The sequence below is a fragment of the Clostridioides sp. ES-W-0018-02 genome (assembly GCF_020658175.1).
Taxonomy (GTDB): Bacteria; Bacillota; Clostridia; order Peptostreptococcales; family Peptostreptococcaceae; genus Clostridioides.
In genome coordinates, this window is the sequence record NZ_JACVVY010000018.1 from 19,271 (window position 1) to 39,585 (window position 20,315).

Annotated in this window: 27 protein-coding genes; 26 read left to right on the top strand and 1 reads right to left on the bottom strand. The window is 24.9% G+C overall.

Annotation, left to right across the window (positions count from 1 at the left end; all coding sequences use genetic code 11):
* Positions 1-18: 18 nt before the first annotated feature.
* The 12 genes from IC219_RS20055 to IC219_RS20110 all read left to right on the top strand — a co-directional run bounded on the left by IC219_RS20055 (position 19) and on the right by IC219_RS20110 (position 8,994).
* Positions 19-804 (top strand): hypothetical protein, encoded by a 786-nt coding sequence (locus IC219_RS20055; protein ID WP_227831935.1) that lies wholly within the window; start codon positions 19-21, stop codon positions 802-804.
* Positions 776-1,153 (top strand): hypothetical protein, encoded by a 378-nt coding sequence (locus IC219_RS20060; protein ID WP_227825343.1) that lies wholly within the window; start codon positions 776-778, stop codon positions 1,151-1,153. Before IC219_RS20055 ends, IC219_RS20060 begins: the two co-directional genes overlap by 29 nt.
* A 35-nt stretch (positions 1,154-1,188) precedes the next feature.
* Positions 1,189-1,371 (top strand): hypothetical protein, encoded by a 183-nt coding sequence (locus IC219_RS20065; protein WP_167641044.1) that lies wholly within the window; start codon positions 1,189-1,191, stop codon positions 1,369-1,371.
* Positions 1,372-1,478: 107 nt separating this feature from the next.
* On the top strand, positions 1,479-2,051 hold the full coding sequence (locus IC219_RS20070; RefSeq protein WP_227831936.1) for an integrase: 573 nt from the start codon (positions 1,479-1,481) through the stop codon (positions 2,049-2,051).
* 133 nt (positions 2,052-2,184) lie between these two features.
* Positions 2,185-3,111: a hypothetical protein gene (locus tag IC219_RS20075; protein ID WP_021383149.1), complete on the top strand. Its 927-nt coding sequence runs from the start codon at positions 2,185-2,187 to the stop codon at positions 3,109-3,111.
* Positions 3,112-3,115: 4 nt separating this feature from the next.
* Complete coding sequence (locus IC219_RS20080; RefSeq protein ID WP_021383047.1) at positions 3,116-4,657, top strand: hypothetical protein; 1,542 nt, start codon at positions 3,116-3,118, stop codon at positions 4,655-4,657.
* 410 nt (positions 4,658-5,067) lie between these two features.
* Positions 5,068-5,334: a hypothetical protein gene (locus tag IC219_RS20085; RefSeq protein WP_021383050.1), complete on the top strand. Its 267-nt coding sequence runs from the start codon at positions 5,068-5,070 to the stop codon at positions 5,332-5,334.
* 68 nt (positions 5,335-5,402) lie between these two features.
* Positions 5,403-5,648 carry a hypothetical protein gene (locus IC219_RS20090; RefSeq protein ID WP_021383056.1) on the top strand — a complete coding sequence of 82 codons (246 nt, stop codon included), beginning with the start codon at positions 5,403-5,405 and terminating at the stop codon, positions 5,646-5,648.
* 1 nt (position 5,649) lies between these two features.
* Complete coding sequence (locus tag IC219_RS20095) at positions 5,650-6,036, top strand: retropepsin-like aspartic protease (protein ID WP_021383052.1); 387 nt, start codon at positions 5,650-5,652, stop codon at positions 6,034-6,036.
* A gap of 29 nt (positions 6,037-6,065) precedes the next feature.
* Complete coding sequence (locus IC219_RS20100; protein ID WP_167641047.1) at positions 6,066-6,332, top strand: helix-turn-helix domain containing protein; 267 nt, start codon at positions 6,066-6,068, stop codon at positions 6,330-6,332.
* A gap of 80 nt (positions 6,333-6,412) precedes the next feature.
* The gene (locus tag IC219_RS20105; RefSeq protein WP_227831937.1) at positions 6,413-7,591 is read left to right on the top strand and encodes a hypothetical protein; all 1,179 of its coding nucleotides are present in this window, start codon (positions 6,413-6,415) and stop codon (positions 7,589-7,591) included.
* 689 nt (positions 7,592-8,280) lie between these two features.
* On the top strand, positions 8,281-8,994 hold the full coding sequence (locus IC219_RS20110) for a LytR/AlgR family response regulator transcription factor (RefSeq protein ID WP_021383099.1): 714 nt from the start codon (positions 8,281-8,283) through the stop codon (positions 8,992-8,994).
* A gap of 487 nt (positions 8,995-9,481) precedes the next feature.
* Here IC219_RS20110 and IC219_RS20115 read toward each other — a convergent pair whose 3' ends face one another.
* The gene (locus tag IC219_RS20115; RefSeq protein ID WP_044212557.1) at positions 9,482-9,835 is read right to left on the bottom strand and encodes a helix-turn-helix domain-containing protein; all 354 of its coding nucleotides are present in this window, start codon (positions 9,833-9,835) and stop codon (positions 9,482-9,484) included.
* Positions 9,836-10,015: 180 nt separating this feature from the next.
* Here IC219_RS20115 and IC219_RS20120 point away from each other — a divergent pair, with 180 nt between their 5' ends.
* The 14 genes from IC219_RS20120 to IC219_RS20180 form a co-directional block, all read left to right on the top strand.
* Positions 10,016-10,189 carry a hypothetical protein gene (locus tag IC219_RS20120; protein ID WP_227825336.1) on the top strand — a complete coding sequence of 58 codons (174 nt, stop codon included), beginning with the start codon at positions 10,016-10,018 and terminating at the stop codon, positions 10,187-10,189.
* A 36-nt stretch (positions 10,190-10,225) separates the two neighbouring features.
* The gene (locus IC219_RS20125) at positions 10,226-10,450 is read left to right on the top strand and encodes a hypothetical protein (protein WP_021383150.1); all 225 of its coding nucleotides are present in this window, start codon (positions 10,226-10,228) and stop codon (positions 10,448-10,450) included.
* A 37-nt stretch (positions 10,451-10,487) separates the two neighbouring features.
* Positions 10,488-10,724, top strand: a complete 237-nt coding sequence (locus tag IC219_RS20130; protein WP_167641018.1) for a hypothetical protein — start codon at positions 10,488-10,490, stop codon at positions 10,722-10,724.
* Positions 10,725-10,942: 218 nt separating this feature from the next.
* Positions 10,943-11,350, top strand: a complete 408-nt coding sequence (locus IC219_RS20135) for a DNA ligase (protein WP_227831938.1) — start codon at positions 10,943-10,945, stop codon at positions 11,348-11,350.
* Positions 11,351-11,403: 53 nt separating this feature from the next.
* Positions 11,404-11,922, top strand: a complete 519-nt coding sequence (locus IC219_RS20140) for a hypothetical protein (RefSeq protein ID WP_021383058.1) — start codon at positions 11,404-11,406, stop codon at positions 11,920-11,922.
* 289 nt (positions 11,923-12,211) lie between these two features.
* Positions 12,212-13,321 (top strand): anaerobic ribonucleoside-triphosphate reductase, encoded by a 1,110-nt coding sequence (nrdD, locus tag IC219_RS20145; RefSeq protein WP_413926968.1) that lies wholly within the window; start codon positions 12,212-12,214, stop codon positions 13,319-13,321.
* A 202-nt stretch (positions 13,322-13,523) separates the two neighbouring features.
* Positions 13,524-14,222, top strand: a complete 699-nt coding sequence (locus IC219_RS20150; protein WP_227831939.1) for a hypothetical protein — start codon at positions 13,524-13,526, stop codon at positions 14,220-14,222.
* A gap of 162 nt (positions 14,223-14,384) precedes the next feature.
* Positions 14,385-15,383: an anaerobic ribonucleoside-triphosphate reductase gene (gene nrdD / locus IC219_RS20155; RefSeq protein ID WP_413926969.1), complete on the top strand. Its 999-nt coding sequence runs from the start codon at positions 14,385-14,387 to the stop codon at positions 15,381-15,383.
* Positions 15,384-15,398: 15 nt separating this feature from the next.
* On the top strand, positions 15,399-15,896 hold the full coding sequence (gene nrdG / locus IC219_RS20160) for an anaerobic ribonucleoside-triphosphate reductase activating protein (protein ID WP_227825332.1): 498 nt from the start codon (positions 15,399-15,401) through the stop codon (positions 15,894-15,896).
* Between the two features lie 34 nt (positions 15,897-15,930).
* On the top strand, positions 15,931-16,062 hold the full coding sequence (locus IC219_RS21870) for a hypothetical protein (protein WP_021383042.1): 132 nt from the start codon (positions 15,931-15,933) through the stop codon (positions 16,060-16,062).
* 56 nt (positions 16,063-16,118) lie between these two features.
* Complete coding sequence (locus IC219_RS20165) at positions 16,119-19,190, top strand: PHP domain-containing protein (protein ID WP_227825331.1); 3,072 nt, start codon at positions 16,119-16,121, stop codon at positions 19,188-19,190.
* 102 nt (positions 19,191-19,292) lie between these two features.
* Positions 19,293-19,544, top strand: coding sequence for a hypothetical protein (locus IC219_RS20170; RefSeq protein WP_227825330.1), 252 nt, complete (start codon positions 19,293-19,295; stop codon positions 19,542-19,544).
* The gene (locus IC219_RS20175) at positions 19,544-19,852 is read left to right on the top strand and encodes a hypothetical protein (protein WP_227831960.1); all 309 of its coding nucleotides are present in this window, start codon (positions 19,544-19,546) and stop codon (positions 19,850-19,852) included. Before IC219_RS20170 ends, IC219_RS20175 begins: the two co-directional genes overlap by 1 nt.
* Positions 19,853-19,931: 79 nt before the next feature.
* Positions 19,932-20,315 (top strand): hypothetical protein (locus tag IC219_RS20180; protein WP_227853441.1); only part of this gene is annotated, 384 nt, incomplete at its 3' end.

Sequence of the window (20,315 nt, forward strand, 5' to 3'; positions counted from 1 at the left end):
TGAATGGAAGTGAAAACTATGCTTTACAGAACGGAAGATTTAAATACTTTTGCAGGTATTGGAAGTTCTAAGGGTGTTTATTATAAATGGAAAAATTCAAATTATTATTATAAAATAGGGACTTTATTTTTTGGAGAATTTAGTTCATTAGAACCTATTACTGAATGTATATGTAGTGACATAGGAAGTTTATTAAATGTAAATAATATACAGTATGATTTAGTAAAAATTCATACAAAGGGAAATTCAGATTTTGAAGAACAAGATATACTGGTATGTAGAAGTTTAAATTTTTTAAATGACAATGAAGAACAATTTATAACTATGAGAAAACATTATAATAGAAAAGTGGATTATGATACAATTATAGATGATTTCCCAAACTTTAAAGAGTTTTTAAATCAAATGTTAATATTTGATTTCATTGTCAACAATATTGATAGACATTATAATAATTTTGGATATATAAAAAATATTAAAACGAATGAAATTAGATTTGCACCAATATTTGATAATGGATTGAGTTTATATTCTATGTTAGATATCGAGACATTAAAAACATTAAAAACTAAACCTTTTAATAAAAAAAAGTATGATAAAGCTAAACCATTTATGAATAAACATTATTCACAAATAAAATTGATAAAAGAACTTCCACAAATAAATTTAGATTTTAATGACTCAGATATAGAAAAAATATTATTAAAATATAAAGATGTTATTTCAAAAACTAGAATAGAAGTGATATTTGATTTAGTTAAGGAGAGATTACATTATGTTAGACAAATATACGCTAATGTTTAAAGATATTCCTATAGGTGATTTTATTTATGATGAAGGCAAAGATAAATTTAGTTTTAAATTGTATGATACAGTAGATAATATAAATTATTTGCCACCACTGTTATATGATTACACAGATTTGAGACTAGATTATCAGCCTAATGATAAAAATATAAGAGATTTTATAGGGGATAGAGTTATGCCAGAAGAGAGACACGGATTGAATAGTATCTTGGAAGGTCTTGGATTAGATTTCTATGACCCTTGGGAGATATGTAAAAAATGTCATGGTTGTTCACATGAAGACTATTGGTGGCTTAAAAAAGAAGGTGATAATTTTAATTGGAGAGAATATCATCAAATTAGTTAATAGTGATTAAAATAACCATTTTAAAAGGAGAAAAAATGTTTAAAACATTATTTTTTGCATTAGAAATTTGTGTAATTATAGGATTATCTATTTCAATATTTAAAGATTCACTAAAGTTTTTGAATATGTTTGATAATAAGAAAGAAAGTTTTATTGGTTGGCTTATTTTAGTTATATTTAGTTTAATTATCTCTTGTTTGATAGAAATAATATTGTAAAAAAATGATATAGTTTAAAAATATATGTAGATAAAAGATAGAATTAAAAGATTAACATAGTATGACAATCATAATCTCATATAGTATACTTAAGTTGAGGTGATTACATGACTTGGAATGATTTGAAAAATAATGATATAACATATATAGTCAAATATATTAATAATAAGTTAAATAATAGTAAGAGCTTGACTAAAGTTGCCATAGAGCTTGGTGTGTCTGAAAGTAGTATAAGAAAATATCTTACTAAAAGAGGTTATAAGCGTATAAATGATGAGTATGTATTTATTGGTGACAATGGTATGACAAAGGTAGTAAATAATAAATCACAGAGTAACAATGATACTATATTTAATATGACAATAGAAGATGACAACAGTCACAACATAGTAATTGACAATCAATTTAAAAATAATATTATTTCTTTAGCAAAAGACTATGACAAGATACAAGATGTTTTGAATTGGTTTGATAAAAAAGATGATACAAATGTTATAGAAGTTATACAAGATGGAATTAAAATTGATTTACCATCTAAAGACGCTATAAGGACTACTGTTAGATTAAATAAAGACGCTTGGAATTTATTTGATGAGTTTTGTGAAAAATATAGAGAGTTTAATAAGTCTGATTTAATGAGTATGGCATTATTAGAATACATAAAAAAGTATGATAAATAAAAATGACAATAAAATTGTAGTTTTAATATAAATAACCTCAAAATAATGAGGTTATTTTTTAATTTTTTATTCAAAGCAGAGAAGGTATTATGTTATACTGTATATATACTAAAAAAAAGGACTGTTTGAATATATGAATTATAATTTAAAAAATGAAAATGTATTATCAGAATTACTCCAAGATGAAGCTGAAAAAACAAGAATTGGCGTTCTAAAGGTTTATAGAGTATTAATACTTTGGTTTGCTAAAGAAGGAAAGCTTATTGAGAAAAAAAATGATTATGTTGTTGAAATGTTAGATAGTGATAAAGAAAAAATTGTAAAAGATATGAGTGAAAATAAAACATATAATGCTATAATGGCTATAATTTTTAAAGTTAATAAAATATTTAAAACTTTAAATTATGACATTCACTTTTCGAAACCTAAAAATTTAGTTGCTGAGTTTGACCTATCAAAATATCTTACACATAATGAAGTTATTTCTGTATGTAGTAAATTGACTAATGCACAAGATAAATTTATTATCTATGCAGCTTTTTGTGGGCTTATTGGTAAAGATGCTGAAGACATAAGGGGTATAAAAATAAAAGACATAGATTTAGAAAAAAGGTTAATAAAATTAAAGGATACAGAGTTTAAATTGGACAAACTCTTATCTGATTTTACAAAAGAAACATTAGAGCAGAAAGAATACAAACAATATCTAGAGCAAGATAGTAATGCGGCTGAATTTTATCTATTTAATTCTAATTCGGAATATCTGATTAAAACTAAGCCAGATGCCCGATATGGAAATGGATTAAAAGAGATAGGATATTCAACAATTCGTAAAAGATTGCTTATTATAAATGATTATTTAGACAATAAAGTACAATTGAATTTCACTAACTTAAAAATTTCTGGTATTATGCATCAAATGCAAGTAAATGAAAAAAAATATACTCAATCTGGTTGTTGGACTAACAAAAGTTTGAAAGAGTTCAAAGAAGATAACAAATTAAATTTTAAGATACAAGAAGTTTTATCTATTTATAAGCAAAAATATATTAAGGAGTAACCTTATGAGCAAAGATATTAAAGAAAACATAAGTAATGAACAGAAAGATCTAAATAAAATAAATTTAATTTATCATATTATATATGATAATGATAGATTTAAAATGATAACAAGAAAATATTTTGAAATTTTTAGATTGAAAGGTATGTCCGCTGAAGAAATAAGTTTAAAATTTGAAGAATTCCTATATAAAATAATTTATGATAAATTCAAATCTATATATTCAAGTACTGAGGTTAAAAAACTAAGAAGCTATGAGAATATGTCTTCATGGAAATTAAAACAAAGATGGGCTAAAATGGCTCTTGATTCATTAGGGAAAAAAAGTAAAAAATATTTAAAAAATGAATTAGACACTGTTAAAAATGAGTATATAAAAACTGGCAGAATTATAAGTGCTGGGGTAAAAACACCAGAAGAGTTATTAGATACAAGAAAAGACTTTTTAGAGAAATGGACTTCTAACAACACATATAATATCTGTGATTATCCATATTTACAAGAGTTAAGTGAAAGTAAAATAACTTCTGCATTTACTCATGATATTCTTATTTGTATAACAGAAATATTAAAGAATGAATATGATTTTGATGTTAATAAAATAGAAATCAAAACTCCTCCACATTTAGCACCTGGTATATTTTTACCTATAACAAAAGGTAAAAAACATACACATATAAATGTTAAGAGAAATAAAGATTCTTATTTATCAGAAGATTATCAAGCTAAAAGTTTCTTAGGAATACAAACCAACTTTTCTTATGAATTTTCATTTCATCAATCTTTAGATGATGTCGTTGAGAATTTAAAACTTGAACTTATAAATCAAGAAACAGAAAAAAAGGCATTACCTAAAATATATCTAGACAAACAAGACTTAGAAATAATAAGATTTGTATATACTTATAGCCATATGCATTCTTTTGCATTTTATCTTGGTGACTTAATTAAATATTTAGGTCTTTCTGATGGTAAGAACAATTACACTAATATAAGAAATAGATTGTTAAAGTTACCTTATTATACTTTTTATGTAAATCAAATCAAAGATACTGGAGAATTAAAATCTGAAATGAGTTTCAACTTATTTTCAAGGGTAATGATTTCAAAAGATGAAAATGACAGAGAATTTATAGAAGTTACAAAGTCTTTAATCAAAGAAGTTGAAAAGGTGAATACAGATATAATGTATAAAAATGAGTTAAAAAAATTAACACTTGTACAATCTATTAATTTAGCTTATTTTTTAGAAGGAAAAAGATATACTTTAATCTCATCTGGTGAGAATATTAGAAATAAAAGTTTTAGATATAATATAGAAGACATAAAGTTTGATGTCCACTTAAGTAATAAAAAAACTCTTAAACAAAATATGGATTATCTTGAAGCTGGTTTTAATGAAATAAAGGAAAACCAGTTTATAATAAAAGATTATAAAAGAGGATTATCGCATTTTGATGTTTTCTTCTATGAGGATGTCGAAAAAAGAAAATTACTTATAAATAATACGATTTTATCCTTACCAGATTATATAGTTGATAAATAAAAAAAGCAAAAAGGCTATCTCAGCTCCGTACTTCTGAAATTATTAATTTTTCAAAAAAGCAAAAAGGCTATCTCAGCTCCGTACTTATCAAAAAATAGCCTTTTTTTGCTTAAAAATCATGTCGAAAAATTTTTTTTGTTTCTAATTATCTCCATTTACCACAAAAAATTATCTTTGTATTCTTTGAAAATAGTGCTGTTCAACAAAATGGCTATACCAGCTCCGTACTTCTGAAAAGCCATTGCAATTACTATATTTGATAAGAATGGCTATACCAGCTCCGTACTTCTGAAACATAGACATAAACCTAACTTTTGGGTAATATAAGTCTAAGTAAAAAAGTTTTATCCAAAAAATGGCTATACTAGCTCCGTACTTCTGAAATTATTGATTTTTCAAAGGAGAAAATTATGAGTATTAAATATAAAGATAAAGAATTCGTACTTGTAGAAAAAAAGAATATAAATGAATTAGATAGCTCTAATATAAAATATATTGACCTAAAGGACAAGCAGTATTATGTTGTTACACAAGGTAGAAGAAGTAAGAGATTTAATAATGAAGATGTAAGTAAAATAAAAAAAGACTTAAATAATGGTATGAGTCTAAGAAAATGTGCTGAGAAATGGAATTGTAGTACAAGAACCATACAAGACATAAAACAAAATAAGTACTAGCGAGGTAGCATTTACATTTTACCTCATTAATATTATAATATTCTTATACTATAAAGGAGTTGATTTCTATGAAATGGTCAGAGGTTAGAAACTTATATCCTAATTCATTTGTAAAATTAGAAATTTTGGAATCGCATATACAAAATGAAAAGGAGTATGTAGATGAAGTAGCTCTTATAAAAGTTATTCCTAACAATAAAGAGGCTTTAAAAGAATTCAACAGATGTAAAGATAAAGAAATTGTATATAACACCAAGAATAAAGAATTTGTAATAGATATCATAAAACATATTGGTATAAGAAGAGGTTTGTAGTATGAAAAATTTCAAATATAAAAATGGACTATTATATACAGATATAGAAATCTTAATTGAAAATAAAAGTATCCTTGTAAAAGATATGATCATTGATACTGGAGCATCTCATACTATAATATCTTCTTCTTATTTAGAGGAATCAGATATTGGATTTAATGATGATGATACAATTGTAAAGGCTTCTGGTTATGGTGGGACTGTTCAATATTCAGTAAGGAAATTAGTTAATAAGGTTGCTTGTGGTGATATAACTCTTGAAAATATAAAATTAGATTTTGGAGAGATTGACCCAGAAGAAAAAGTAAATGGTTTATTAGGATTAGACTTTTTAATAAATGCTAATTTAATTATTGATTTGGTAGATAATTTATTAATACAAAAATAAAACATATTTATATAAGGAGTTATCACAATATGAGTATTAAATATAAAGATAAAGTAGTCTTTATTGTAGATAGTTCGAAAAAAGAGAAGCTAGATAAAGCTGGAATTGAATATGAGACTTTAGAAAATGAAAATTATTATGTAGTCCAGCAAGGTAGGAGAAGCAAAAGATTTAATGATGAGCAGGTAAAAAAAATAAAAAATGATTTAGATAATGGATTGAGTATAAGAAAAGCAGAGCAAAAGTATAACTGCGGCAGAAATACTATCATGAAAATCAAAAAAAATGAGTACTAATGTTACACATTCTTACAACATGTAACCATATGTGTTATAATAATTTTATAGAAATATTACTAAGAAAGGAGGATCATAATATGCAAGAATTAAAACCAGTTGCTAGAATATCAAAATCAAAATTAAAAGATATCTTAGATGTTTTTAAAACTTCTATAAGAAAAGTAGAAAAAATAGACTATTCTGCTTGTAATTCTTGTGCAATAAAAAATAATCCTTCTTTTGATAGTAATAAATTAAATGACTTCTGCTCAAATTGTCCTAAATTAAACACTATATCAGAGTTTTCTTATGTTACAGAAAAAGAAACAGAAATAGGTACAATAGAGATTGTAACTAATGTAAATAAATGTATTACTTTAAGTAAGAGTGCTATAAAGCAATATCTAGCATATCATTTTATAGTATCTAATAAAAACTATGTTAGAAAATCAATATCATTTCAAAACATAGCTGATATATGCAATATCTCTGTTGTTACAGCAAGACATAATCATAATGTATTATTACAAGTTGGATTAGTTTATTCTACAGAAATAAAAAGAGGTAAATTTGATATAGTCATAGATGAAGAGTACAAAAATCATCTTAAAAAAGAAGATGGTGGAAAAGGTTACTTGACTATGTCATTAGATACTTTAAATCACCTATTAAGTTTTGAAAATGTAAATGAGTTAAAACTTGAAATTAAAAAATTAGTTTGGGCTGATGCTAAAGGAAGTAAATTAGGTAAGAGAATACGATTTAAAAAAGATAATCTTATCTCTATACTTCCAGAGTACATAAAGAAATCAAACAAGCGTATAGATACCTTTCTAAGAAGCACTAAAACTTTATTTGATATAAGTAATGATACAATAGATACAAAGCGTTATGAGACGAAAGAAAGCATCTCAGAGAAATATACAGAATCTGTAAGAATAAAAATATTAAAATTCTTTGATGATACAGGATGCTCCTTGAGTTCTAATTATAGTAAAGTATTATCTCAGTTAAATTTAGATAGATATAATTTATTTGAAGAAGATTTAAGAAATAAATTAGAAATAGAAAAAGATATTATTATAAATGACTTAGTTGGATTAGCAGTACAATATGGAGTTAATAGAGTACTAGCAGCATTAGATTATATGTTTAATAAATATACAGTTGACGAAGAAGATACAAACTATAATGAGATACGTAATCCAGGAGCATTTATAAGAACATTGATTGTTCAGAGCATAAATAAGAATGGAAGTTTAGCAATAGCAATTTAATATATGGAGTAGTTCAAAAAAATTGATTTTGACTACTCCTATTAGTGTTTGTATTCAAATAATAAAATACTTAAATAGAGCTATAAAGAGTGTAAAATCTATATTAGCTCTATTTTTTTATGCTTATTTTAATTAAATTATATACACAATAGAAAGTTTTTTATACATATTAATAACTTAATTTTCCAATAAGAATATATAATTATTCAATTTCTTAAGAAACTTATTCTAAAAAAACAACAATACATCAACAACATATTATTATTAAAATTTATATTTTATTGTACTAATTGCAATTACTATAATTAGTAGCTTATTATTATTTTCTAATTATTGATTTAAATTTCTGTTTTAATTGTTATTATTAATTTCTGTTTTAATCAATGAACAGTATCTATTTAACATCTATTTAACTAATTATAAAAATATAATAACAACTTTACTCTTCTAAATTTTCTTGCTCATTTATCAATTTATTTTTTAAGGATATAACAATAACTTAAAAGTTATATTTGAATGACAATTTATAAGTAAAGAATTAACAAAATTATATTAATATAAAAATTAGCTCTACAGACATAAAATGATAAAAAAAGTATTTATAATACAACAAATTACAATAATTACCAAAACTCAGATATCAAAAATATATAATATTTATTAAATATATATTTTGAGGAGTGATTATTATGGTAATAATTATTTGTGAAAATGATGATATGCAAAGAGATATCATTCATGACTTTATTAAGATTTTTTTAAAGAAAATAAAAATAAAACAATATGAAGTTTTATTATTTAAAAATGTAGAAGAACTTTTAGAAAAAGATTCTAAAAAAGTAGATTTAGTTTTAATGGATCTAAACTTAGAAGATAAAAATGAATTTGAAATATCAAAAGAAATTAGAAAAAGAAATAAAAATGTTAAGATTATATTTACTACTGAATCTAATGAAGATGTTGTTAAAGAATATGAAATAAATGCATTTAGATACCTAATAAAACCGATATACTACAAAAATTTTGAAAAAATAATGATTGATTTTGCTATTGATTGGAGAAAAAGAGAGGCTGTTATTTATATAAAAAAAAAGAAAAAAATCATAATAATAGAAGAAAGAGATATTTTATTTGCAGAGATTGTTAAAAGAAAATTAAAGGTTATAACAAAAACAGATGAATATATAATAAATGAAAAACTTGATATATTTGAAGAAAAGCTAAAAGAAGGGATTTTTTTTAGATGTCACAAAAGCTATCTTATAAATTTGTTACAAGTTAATAATTTGAACTATAATTTTGTATATTTAACAGAAAATAATATAAAAATTAAGGTAGCTCCTAGAAAAGCAAAAGAATTAAAATTTTATTTATCAAATATATTGAGAGATAGAATTTGGTAAATAATTTGTTTAAAAGAATCGAATGTATGTTCTTGATGATTTATAGAGAAAGAGTTATAATATTATTATGTAGGAAAATAGGAAAAAAATTAATATTTTTGTATTTTTTGTTATCATTTGCGATTTTAGTATTGAACTTTTCTAAAAAAAATCTTATTATTTAATCAAGCAATCTACTTTAATAGAGTAGGTATTTATTAAAAAAATACATATATGAAATATTCATTTCAGATGCAGATAACTTCAATTTTACTAAATGCTGAGGGATTTTAGTTTCTTTAAGAACAAATGTTCCTGAAATGGGAATAGAGTGAGGAGATGATTGGGTAAAAAGTATTAACTTTATAATTATTTTATTTATTATATGGGGGGATTTAATGAAAAAGCAAGTTACAGAAGAAATACTTAAGATGCTCAAAAAAATGGATTTATCTTCTTTACTCATAATTAAAAGTTTTATATCTAAAATAAAATAGCCCTTCTAGGGCTATTTACTTAGTTTATTTATTATTTTTTGTACAACTTCTCTTTCATCATCTGTAAGTTCTGCAAATGTTAAAAAGACTTTTTTCAAGAATTCATCATTACTTGAAAATGTCTTACCCATCATTGCTGCTAATTCAATATCATCTATATTTTTAAATATTTTTCCATTTCCATTTCGTAACCAATCTTCATTTACATTAAAAACCTCACATATTTGGTAAATATGTCTTTCAGTGATATTTCTCTCTCCATTTTCAAGTTTTGATATTGACGCAGATGTTAATTTTAATTTATCACCAAATTCTTTTTGTGATAATCCTAATTCTTTTCTTAATTTTTTTAGATTATATATCATTGTGTTCAATATATCACCTCCATTAATTAAATTATACAATTCGATGTTGACAAAGTCAATATATTCAGTATATTAGGTAAACAAAGTATAAAATATATTGACATTGTATAGTATAAGATATACAATGTAATTATAACAAAGTAAATATAAAAATATACAAAGTCAAGAAAGAGGCGAGTTATGGTTGATGAAAAACATAAAGAATTAATAAAAATGTTGTCTTTATTTAAAAAATTGAAAAATATAAATCAAAGTTTGGTTTATAAATTATCTTTGGAAATTATATCAAATAGAAAAGATATAGAATGTCATAAGTATAATAAGATTAAGTGCCAGAATAAAAAGATTCATTAGTAAATGAAATGAATATATCAAAAATAGGAGAATCATATGATCAGAGAAATATTAAATAAAAAAGGAAGTCTTTTGAACTTATCAAGTGAATATCTCACAGAGCAAGATTATATTAAATTTCAAAAATGGTATATAAAAAAATACAAAAAAGAAAATGCTTATACAGCCTCTATAGATGAGTATTTAAATTATAAATATGATAAAGAGTTATTAAAATATGTATTAGATTTAAAATTTCAAGAAGCAGTAGAAGCCTTGTAAATATTAAAATTTAGTAAATTTAAAGGAATGATGAAAAATGGATAATAAAGAAATAGAATTAACACAAGATGATATAAAAAATACTATAGTTGCTTTAAATACTATAAAATATGTTTGTATCAAGTCTAAGCACTGCAAAAACTGTCCAATTGGACATATGGTAAAAATTGATGAATATAATTGCTTACTATCAGAATTAGTTGATAATGGAATATTGCCTGTAGATTGGAAAATAAAAAAAGTATCAAGATTATTAGATACAACATTTAGCTAACAATTTCTTTTGAGGAGTATAAATATGAAGAAGAAAATGATAAGAATAAAAAAATGTGAATGTGGTGGAGATATATTTAAATTAAGTACGAAAATAGGATTTATTTATCAATGTAAAAAATGTGGAGAAATGTACAAATAAAAATTTCAAGTAATAAAAAAGTAAATAAAATAGATGATATGACGAATAATATACCCAGTAGATTTAAGGAGGAAAAAATGCAAGAAACATTATTTGTAAAAAACATCTTCAAAAAACTAAAAAGTACATCAAGCAGAAAAGAAAAAATAAATATATTAGAAAAAAATAAAAATAATGGTATGTTTGTAACCTGTTTACAATTTCTTTTAGATGCAGGTATTTTAACTGGGTTATCTAAAAAGAAACTATCTAAAAAAATAGGGAATATTGAGTGTAAAAAAATATATAGCATATATGATATGATTGATTATCTATCTGAAAATAATTCTGGAAGAGATGTTGATATAAAAACAATACAATTATTTTTAGAAAAAAATAAAGAACTTGAAGAATTTATAATTGGTATAGCTACAAAAACAATTAAATTAGGGATTTCTTGTAAAACTGTAAATAAAATTATGCCAGGTTTAATAAAGGAACATTAAAAATGTTAATTAAAAAATAAAGTAGATTTTCCAATGGAAGGGAGAGTGTATATATGAGTATGATAATAGTAGCTAGTGTAGATGAAGAGGAAATGATTTTTAGAACAGAAATTAAAAAACTAGAAGAAGGAAATGAAGTAGTTGCATTTGTGAATGGAACAATGAAAATAGCTATATTTAAGAGGTTTATAGATAAATGTGAAGACTATATAAAAGACATAGCTTTTCAAAAAATTGATTTAAATAGATATAAAGAAATTGTAAAAAAAGAAAATGACAGAGTAAAAAATGAGTTTAAAGATATGTGTATAAAACAATCTGAACTTATGATCAGTAAAGAAATAGATGATTATTTAAGGATATGTAGATTTAATTATAATAAAAATAAATTTACAAAATATGTAGATGACACAGAAATATCAATATATAAAAGTGAAAATAAACATTTACTTCATATTTTTTCATATAAAAACTCAATATCAACTAAGATTGATATAACTAATAAAGGTCTGATTACAATAATAAAAATAATTAATAAATACATATTGAAGGAAAGTGATATAAATTTTTAGATGGTTCAGTATATTGATATATTATAAATTAATTTTTAAGTAAGGGGGATTAAATAATAAAAAAAGTGATTTATTTAGCATTATGTATTATTTTAGCAATTATATTGTTTACAACAGGAAAAGAATCAAGTACATATCAAATTTCAACTCAAAGAATCTTACCAGTATAATATAATTTTTATATAGTCAAATATTTACCACTTATGGAAACAGAATATTATTGATAACATGTATGTAAAAAGGGTATTATTTAAAGGTTGAAAATAAATATTAGAAAGAGAGTGATTTAATGGAAATAATTAAAAGGGATGGGAGCAAGGTACCTTTTGATAATACAAAGATACAGATTGCGATAGAAAAGGCAATGAAAAATGGAAGTGGAATTTACATAGAGGATATCTCAAAATTAATAGCAAATGATGCTGAATTTGAATTTAATAATAAGAAAAATATTCCTACGATTCATCAAATAGAAGATTTTGTATATGATAGACTTATACATTATGGTCAAAAAGATACAGCTAAAGCATATGAAGGTTATAGAGCTGTTCAATCGTTCAAAAAACAGATTAATACAACAGATGAAAGCATATTAGGTTTAATAAGCAAGACGAATGAGGATATTTTAAGAGAAAATTCAAATAAAAATTCAATAATCGCATCAACTCAAAGAGATTTAATTGCTGGAGAGGTTTCTAAAGATATAACTAGAAGAAAATTGATACCACCTCATATAGTTCAAGCTCATGATGAAGGAGTTATACACTGGCATGACATGGATTATACATTACAATCAATATTTAATTGTTGCTTAATAAATATTCAAGATATGTTAGATAATGGAACAGTAATAAATGAAAAATTAGTAGAATCTCCAAAGTCATTTAGTACTGCTTGTACTGTAACTACTCAAATAATGGCTCAAGTTGCTAGTAATCAATATGGTGGGCAGAGTATCACAGTAAAGCATTTAGCACCCTATCTAAGAAAAACATATGATAAATACTATAAGAAATATTTAGATAAATATAAAGACGAAAATTTAGCTAAAGAATTGGCTGATGATAGAAAATTAGATGATTTAAAAGCAGGAGTTCAAACGATTAGATATCAGCTTTCAACTTTGATGACAACGAATGGCCAAGCACCATTTGCAACAATTTATCTTGAAGTAGAAAGTGGAAATGAATACGAAGAAGAGATGGCTCTTATTTGTGAGGAAATGATAAAACAAAGATTAGAAGGAATGAAAAATTACAAAGGACAAGAAATAGGAGAGGCTTTTCCTAAACTAGTTTATCTTCTTGATGAGGATAATTGTTTAGAAGGTGGCAAATATGACTACATCACAAAATTAGCTGCTGAATGCACAACCAAAAGGTTAGTTCCTAAGAGATAATTGGGACTTAATACAGAAATGTATTTCGAATAACCTCGTGAACCTATAAACATAGGGTGTGCAATCAACGTATAGTAGTCATAGTAAATGATGACGAATGATTGTGCTAACAGGGAAAGCTAAGTCTAAAATTAGATATGCTAATCCTGTGGTAAGTTATTGTGTAATATATCTTCTAAAATATAGTTTGGAGGATATTAAAGTGAGAAAAAATAAGACCATGTATAAAGATTTAAAAGAAAAATATCAAGAGTATGGAATTGAAATAATAAGTATAGATGAATATGAATGTACTTATAAATGTTGTGAATGTGGGGCTATAAAAACTAATATATTGAATTCTATAAGAAGACAGCTAAATGAAGGTAAAACATTACATACTGAGGCTTGTTCTAAATATTATAATGATATTATAAGAGAAGAAATAGGGGATAAAAATCTTAGACAGTTTAGAAGTTTTTATAGATATGCAAAAGAAAGATGCTTCAATCCAAACTCAAAAGATTATGAAAGATATAATGGTAAATTTAAATTTAAAGACTATACAGAATATGCTAGATTTTGCTTTGAAGAGTATAAACAATCATATAAAATATATGGGGAAAATAATCTTAGCATAGATAGGATAGATAATTCTAAAGGGTATGAGATAGGGAATGTTAGATTCGTTCCTATGAATATAAATGCTAAAAACAAAGATGACATATATCCAGTTATGGCTGTTAATATATTTGATAAAACAATAATAGAGTGTGACTCTTTAGTACAATTAGCTAACGAATATTTTGAAGGAAAATCAACTTCATTATATCAATCAGTTCAAGAAAATAGACTTTACTTAAATACATGGAAGATATTTTATACAATAAAAACTCAATCGACTATCGAAAGCAGAACATAGAAGAAATATCTATGGGGAGAAGCAAGTAGAGTACAGGTAAATGGGTGGAAATCCCGACTGGAAGTGCGAGGGTTCTTATATTTGTTAATAGAATATAAGAATATAATATAGTCAGAGCCTATAGAAATATAGGATTACTTGGATTATCAATCAGCTAAAATTATGCGTACTAATTATGAAGGAAATATATTCCCACCTATGGGTTGTAGAAGTCATCTTAGCACATATAAAGATAAAAATGAAAATTATAAATGGTATGGAAGATTCAATCAAGGTGTAATATCTTTAAATTTACCTCAAATTGCAATAGTAGCTGATAAGAATATGGATTTATTTTGGAAGATATTAGACCAAAGATTAGAATTGTGCAAAGAAGCTCTTTTAACTAGACATAACATGCTAAAAGGAACACTCTCAGATGTATCACCTATACATTGGCAACACGGAGCTATAGCTAGACTTGAAAAAGGAGAGAAGATAGATAGACTTTTAGAAAATGGATACTCAACTTTAAGCCTTGGATATGTAGGAATATATGAAATGGTTCAAGCTATGCTAGGTATAAGTCATACAGAAGAAGAAGGAGAAAAATTTGCATTAGATGTTATGAAATACATGAAAAATAAATGTGAGGAATGGAAAGAGGAAACTAAATTAGGATTTGGTTTATATGGGTCTCCCGCAGAAAATTTAGTATATAGATTTTGTAGGATAGATAAACAAAAGTTTGGTGAGATAAAAAATGTAACAGATAAATTATATTATACAAATAGTTATCATGTTCATGTTTGTGAAGAAATAGATGCTTTTAGTAAATTAAAATTTGAATCTCAGTTTCATAGTATAAGTTCAGGGGGATGTATTTCATATGTGGAAGTTCCTGATATGAGCAGAAATCTTGAAGCAGTTGAACAAATCATAAATTACATATATCATAATATTCAATATGCAGAGATAAATACAAAGCCAGACATATGTTATAAGTGTGGATACACTGGAGAAATAAAACTAGATGAAAATTTAACTTGGTATTGTCCATCATGTGGAAATAGAGATGAGACTGAAATGCAGGTTATGAGAAGGACTTGTGGTTATATAGGAACTAACTTTTGGAATAAAGGTCGTACTCAAGAAATAGGAGACAGAGTACTTCATTTATAAGAAAGGGTTATGAATATGAAATATGCTGAAATAAGAAAGTTTGATGTATCAAATGCACCAGGAGTAAGAACAACACTCTTTGTATCTGGATGTACCCATAATTGTAAGGGATGTTTTAATAAAGATTTACAAGATTTTAATTACGGAGATGTATGGTCTAATAAAGTGGAAGATAAGATTATTTCATATCTAAAAAATGATAATATAGTAGGTTTAAATATATTAGGTGGAGAACCATTGCAACAAATAAAGGATAATGATTTAATTGATTTTTTAAAAAGAGTTAAAATAGAGACGAATAAAAATATCTGGCTTTGGTCAGGTTACTTGTTTGAAGAAATATTAAGAGATCTATCAAGAAAAATATTTTTAGATTATATTGATGTTTTAATAGATGGTAAATTTGACATTTCAAAAAGAGACATTTCATTAAAATATAGAGGCTCATCAAATCAAAGAGTTATAGAGGTTCAAAAATCATTAAAAGAAAATCAGATAGTATTATATAAGTAAGAGGGATATCTTTCCCTCTTTGGAGGTGATTGATTTGACTAAAAAAGAATTCACAAATAAATTTCTAAAGGAGCAATTCAAAAAAAAGAAATTTTTAGATTATGAATTTGAAAATTTCAAAATGAATAGAAGATTTAGTGAATGGAAAAAGAATAAAAAACATTAAAATATTTAAGTGGAGATAGAATTTGTTAAAAGAGACTTTGAGGTAGAGGTGATTAATTGAGATATAATAATTATCATAGCCATAAAATATACTCAAATATTAGAACCCTAGATGTAATTACCAAGCCACAACAATATATAGATAGGACAATAGAGCTTGGTCATACTACATATTTTACAACAGAACATGGATATCAGGGAAATGTACATGAAGCAAAAACTTTATGTGATAAAAGCAATTTAAAAATGATTGTTGGAGCAGAATTTTACTATGTAAATAATATAAATGAGAAAGATAGAGGAAATTATCATCTAATAATAATTGCTAAAAATAATAATGGCTATAAGCAAATAAATAAAGCTTTAAGTTTAGCTAATACAAATGGGTATTACTATAAACCTAGAATAGATGAAAAGATACTATTTGAGATATTTAAACCAGAAGATGTGGTTATTACTACTGCATGTGTAGCTGGAGTATTAAAACTTGAAAATAGAGAAGAACTAATAATAAAACTAAAGAATCATTTCAAAGATAATTTCTTTCTTGAAGTGCAATCTCATCCTCATAAAACTCAAGTTTTACATAATGTGGATGTCTTAGAATTAAGTAAAAAATACAATATAGACATAATACATGCCAATGATAGCCATTATATTTATCCAGAAGAATCAAAATATAGAACTAAATTTCTTAAAGCTAAAGGTATAAATTATCCTGAAGAAGATGGATTTATTTTAGATTATCCAAATTCAGATGATATATTTAAAAGATATGAAAAACAAAATGTATTAACAAAGCAAGAAATTGAAATAGCATTAAAAAATACTCTAATATTTGATGAGTGTGAAGAAGTTACACTGATAAATGAAGATATAAAGTTACCATCAATATCTAAAAATCCAAATAAAGAACTGAAAGAGATATTAAATAAAGAATGGTTAGAGAAAAGAAAAAATATACCTGAAAATAGATGGAATGAATACTTAGATGCTATAAGATATGAATTTGATATTATAGAGAAAACCCATATGGAGGATTACTTTATTATAGATTATAAAATAGTTCAAAGAGCCAAACAAGAATATAATGGTCTTCTTACTAAAACGGGGAGAGGTTCAGCACCTTCATTTATAATAACTAACCTTTTAGGGCTTACTGAAATAGACAGATTAAATGCTCCAGTACCATTATTCCCTACTAGATTTATGAGTGTTGAAAGAATACTATCAGCGAAATCTTTACCAGATATAGATTTAAATGCTGAAGACGCAGAGCCATTTATACAAGCAACTAGAGACTTGCTGGGAGAAGAAAATTGTGCTTGGATGATAAGTTATAAGCCGTTACAAGATGCATCAGCATTTAGATTATGGTGTAAAGCAAATGATATGAAATTATCAGAGTATGATGAAGTGGCTAAAAACCTAGATAAATATATAAATGATGATTCTTGGAGAGATATAATAAAGGAATCAAAGGTATTTGTAGGAGTAGTAGAAAGTGTTTCTTTCTCACCATGCTCTATGCTTATATACGACAAACCAATTGATGAAGAAGTAGGACTATTAAAAACTAAGGATGGGATATGTTGTAATATAGATGGATATTATTGTGATAAGTATAAGTATTTAAAAAATGATTATTTAACAGTGAAAGTATGGTCACTAATCAGAAAAACTTGTGAATTAGCAAATATTAATATTCCTACAATTGAAGAATTGAATAGTTTATTAAATAGTAAAACCTATGAGATATACAAGAATAAATTAACTTGTACTATAAATCAAGTAGACTCAGACTATGCGACAAACCTAGCATCTAAATACAAAATATCAAGTGTGGCTGAAACAAGTGCGTTTGTAGCGAGCATTAGACCAGGTTTCACATCTTTATTAGACAATTTCATTAAAAGAAAGCCATATACAACTAATGTTAAAGAACTAGATATATTATTAGAGGATAGTTACCATTACCTTATGTATCAAGAGTCTATAATGAAGTATCTAATATGGTTAGGGATAGAGGAATCTGAGAGCTATGATATTATAAAGAAAGTAGCAAAAAAGAAATTTAAAGAAAAAGAGTTAAAAGAATTGCATACTAAACTAAAAAATAACTGGATTAAAAAAGTCGGAACTGAAAATAATTTCGAGGACACATGGCAAGTTGTAAATGATGCCACCTCGTATTCCTTTAATGCTTCACATAGTCTTTCATATGCATATGACAGCTTATATTGTGCATACCTTAAGTCACATTATCCATTAGAATATTATACTGTAGCATTCAACTTATATAATGAAGATACAGAAAGAACAAGAAAATTAACAGATGAAATAAAGTATTTTGATATTAAGTTAGAAAATCCTAAATTTAGATTCTCAAAATCTGAATACTTTTTTAATAGAGATAAAAATAGTATTTACAAGGGAATTGAATCCATTAAATTTTTAAATTCTGATATAGGAGAGTACCTATATTCTCTTAAAGATAATAAATATGATTCATTTTTAGAACTATTAATAGATTTACAAGGGCATATAAACTCTAAACAATTATCTATACTAATTAAACTAGATTTCTTTGAGGAGTTTGGAAAGTCTAACAAACTTTTAGAGACTTATGATATCTATAATTCAATCTATAGTAAAAAACAATTTAAAAAAGATAGTTTACCATGCAATATGGAAATTATGAGAAGATATTCTAATAAAGAAACAGAAAAAATATTTAAAGAAGTTGATACAAAAAAATTATGTTCATATCTCGAAAGCCAAATCGAAAATACTGATATACCAATCAGTGAAAAAATACAAGCTCATTTTGAATTTGTAGGATCATGTAATATAAAAGATGACAATTCAAATCCAAGGTATTGTTTAGTAATAGATATAGATACTAAATATTCTCCTAAAATTACACTATACAATCTAAAATCAAGCAATATAAAGATTTTTAAGGTAAGTAAATCTATTTTTGATGATAATAAAATTGATATTTATGACTTAGTTTATTTAAAATCAACTAAGGAAAAAGCTAAAAGTAAAAAAATAGATGGAAAGTGGATTAAGAGCAATTCCGAGTCTGAATGGTGGATACAAGAATATTGGAAACTAGAAAATTAAAAATATGACCTCATGTATGCCTTTCTAAGACCTCATATAAAATATTGCTTAGTTTTATACATTACAATCTTAAAACAACATATATAAGATCAGTGAAAGGTAGTGATTTCAATACTTATAGATGAACAAAGACATTATGATTTATTAGAGAAAAATAGAGAATTAAACACTAAAATTGATGAATTAAATGAAGAAATACTCTTTTTACAAGAAGAAAATAAAGAGTATAAAGAAGTTTTGGAGAAGTGGCAAAATGTAAAAGAAGAAATTAAATCTGCATATGAAATTAGAAGAAGATTAAATAGAAAACATGGAAAGTTAGAAATGATATGGCATAAAATTGAGGATTTGTAATGAAAACAAATAAAATATATGAAAAAAATGAATACATTATTATTAAAGTCCGAAATGGATATATTGTCTATAATACTAATAAGATATTTGGAGAAGGTCATACACATCTTAAGTGTTATAATGCTGCTAAAACTGCAATTGATTTAGCTATTAAAAAAAAGACACCACGAAGTTATTCAATGTATTTTCTTGAAAGTCTGATAAGAATATCAGATGATATATCTTACAGGGAATCTATAAAAGATATAATGAATACAAGAAATTCTAAGGGATATAAAGATAAGTATATAAATTTTAGAAATCTATAAAAATATTTGATAATGCAAAGCTTTCAAAGAATCTAATTAAGTCAATTGAAGATGGTTTAAATATAACTTGGAGGAGTTTATGAGATGGATAAGTACGATAGTAATAAGTATTTTAATGGTGGCTAGTGGTGTTCAAGTCTTTTATAGTCATGAAGAAGTGTTCAATACTAGTAATATGGAAAGAAGTCTTATAACCTATATAACAAAAAATATAAATTTAATGTATGAATATGAATGGAATAAATATAGAAATAGCAAAGAATATAAGTTGGAAATAAAAAAAATGAACTTAGAAAAAGAACTTAATATCAAAATAGAAAAATTGATTCCTATAACATGGGAAGTAAGTTACTATACTTCTTTGAATTGTGAAAATAGTAAACATGGAGCTGTGACAGCTATAGGAGAAAATTTACAATATGGGTTTGTGGCCAATAATCATCTTAAATTTGGAACTAAAATA

Coding starts and splice junctions, on each gene's coding strand:
- IC219_RS20055 (WP_227831935.1), top strand. CDS start 19: ATGCTTTACAGAACGGAAGATTTAAATACTTTTGCAGGTATTGGAAGT.
- IC219_RS20060 (WP_227825343.1), top strand. CDS start 776: ATGTTAGACAAATATACGCTAATGTTTAAAGATATTCCTATAGGTGAT.
- IC219_RS20065 (WP_167641044.1), top strand. CDS start 1,189: ATGTTTAAAACATTATTTTTTGCATTAGAAATTTGTGTAATTATAGGA.
- IC219_RS20070 (WP_227831936.1), top strand. CDS start 1,479: ATGACTTGGAATGATTTGAAAAATAATGATATAACATATATAGTCAAA.
- IC219_RS20075 (WP_021383149.1), top strand. CDS start 2,185: ATGAATTATAATTTAAAAAATGAAAATGTATTATCAGAATTACTCCAA.
- IC219_RS20080 (WP_021383047.1), top strand. CDS start 3,116: ATGAGCAAAGATATTAAAGAAAACATAAGTAATGAACAGAAAGATCTA.
- IC219_RS20085 (WP_021383050.1), top strand. CDS start 5,068: ATGAGTATTAAATATAAAGATAAAGAATTCGTACTTGTAGAAAAAAAG.
- IC219_RS20090 (WP_021383056.1), top strand. CDS start 5,403: ATGAAATGGTCAGAGGTTAGAAACTTATATCCTAATTCATTTGTAAAA.
- IC219_RS20095 (WP_021383052.1), top strand. CDS start 5,650: ATGAAAAATTTCAAATATAAAAATGGACTATTATATACAGATATAGAA.
- IC219_RS20100 (WP_167641047.1), top strand. CDS start 6,066: ATGAGTATTAAATATAAAGATAAAGTAGTCTTTATTGTAGATAGTTCG.
- IC219_RS20105 (WP_227831937.1), top strand. CDS start 6,413: ATGCAAGAATTAAAACCAGTTGCTAGAATATCAAAATCAAAATTAAAA.
- IC219_RS20110 (WP_021383099.1), top strand. CDS start 8,281: ATGGTAATAATTATTTGTGAAAATGATGATATGCAAAGAGATATCATT.
- IC219_RS20115 (WP_044212557.1), bottom strand. CDS start 9,835: ATGATATATAATCTAAAAAAATTAAGAAAAGAATTAGGATTATCACAA.
- IC219_RS20120 (WP_227825336.1), top strand. CDS start 10,016: ATGGTTGATGAAAAACATAAAGAATTAATAAAAATGTTGTCTTTATTT.
- IC219_RS20125 (WP_021383150.1), top strand. CDS start 10,226: ATGATCAGAGAAATATTAAATAAAAAAGGAAGTCTTTTGAACTTATCA.
- IC219_RS20130 (WP_167641018.1), top strand. CDS start 10,488: ATGGATAATAAAGAAATAGAATTAACACAAGATGATATAAAAAATACT.
- IC219_RS20135 (WP_227831938.1), top strand. CDS start 10,943: ATGCAAGAAACATTATTTGTAAAAAACATCTTCAAAAAACTAAAAAGT.
- IC219_RS20140 (WP_021383058.1), top strand. CDS start 11,404: ATGAGTATGATAATAGTAGCTAGTGTAGATGAAGAGGAAATGATTTTT.
- nrdD (WP_413926968.1), top strand. CDS start 12,212: ATGGAAATAATTAAAAGGGATGGGAGCAAGGTACCTTTTGATAATACA.
- nrdD (WP_413926969.1), top strand. CDS start 14,385: ATGCGTACTAATTATGAAGGAAATATATTCCCACCTATGGGTTGTAGA.
- nrdG (WP_227825332.1), top strand. CDS start 15,399: ATGAAATATGCTGAAATAAGAAAGTTTGATGTATCAAATGCACCAGGA.
- IC219_RS20175 (WP_227831960.1), top strand. CDS start 19,544: ATGAAAACAAATAAAATATATGAAAAAAATGAATACATTATTATTAAA.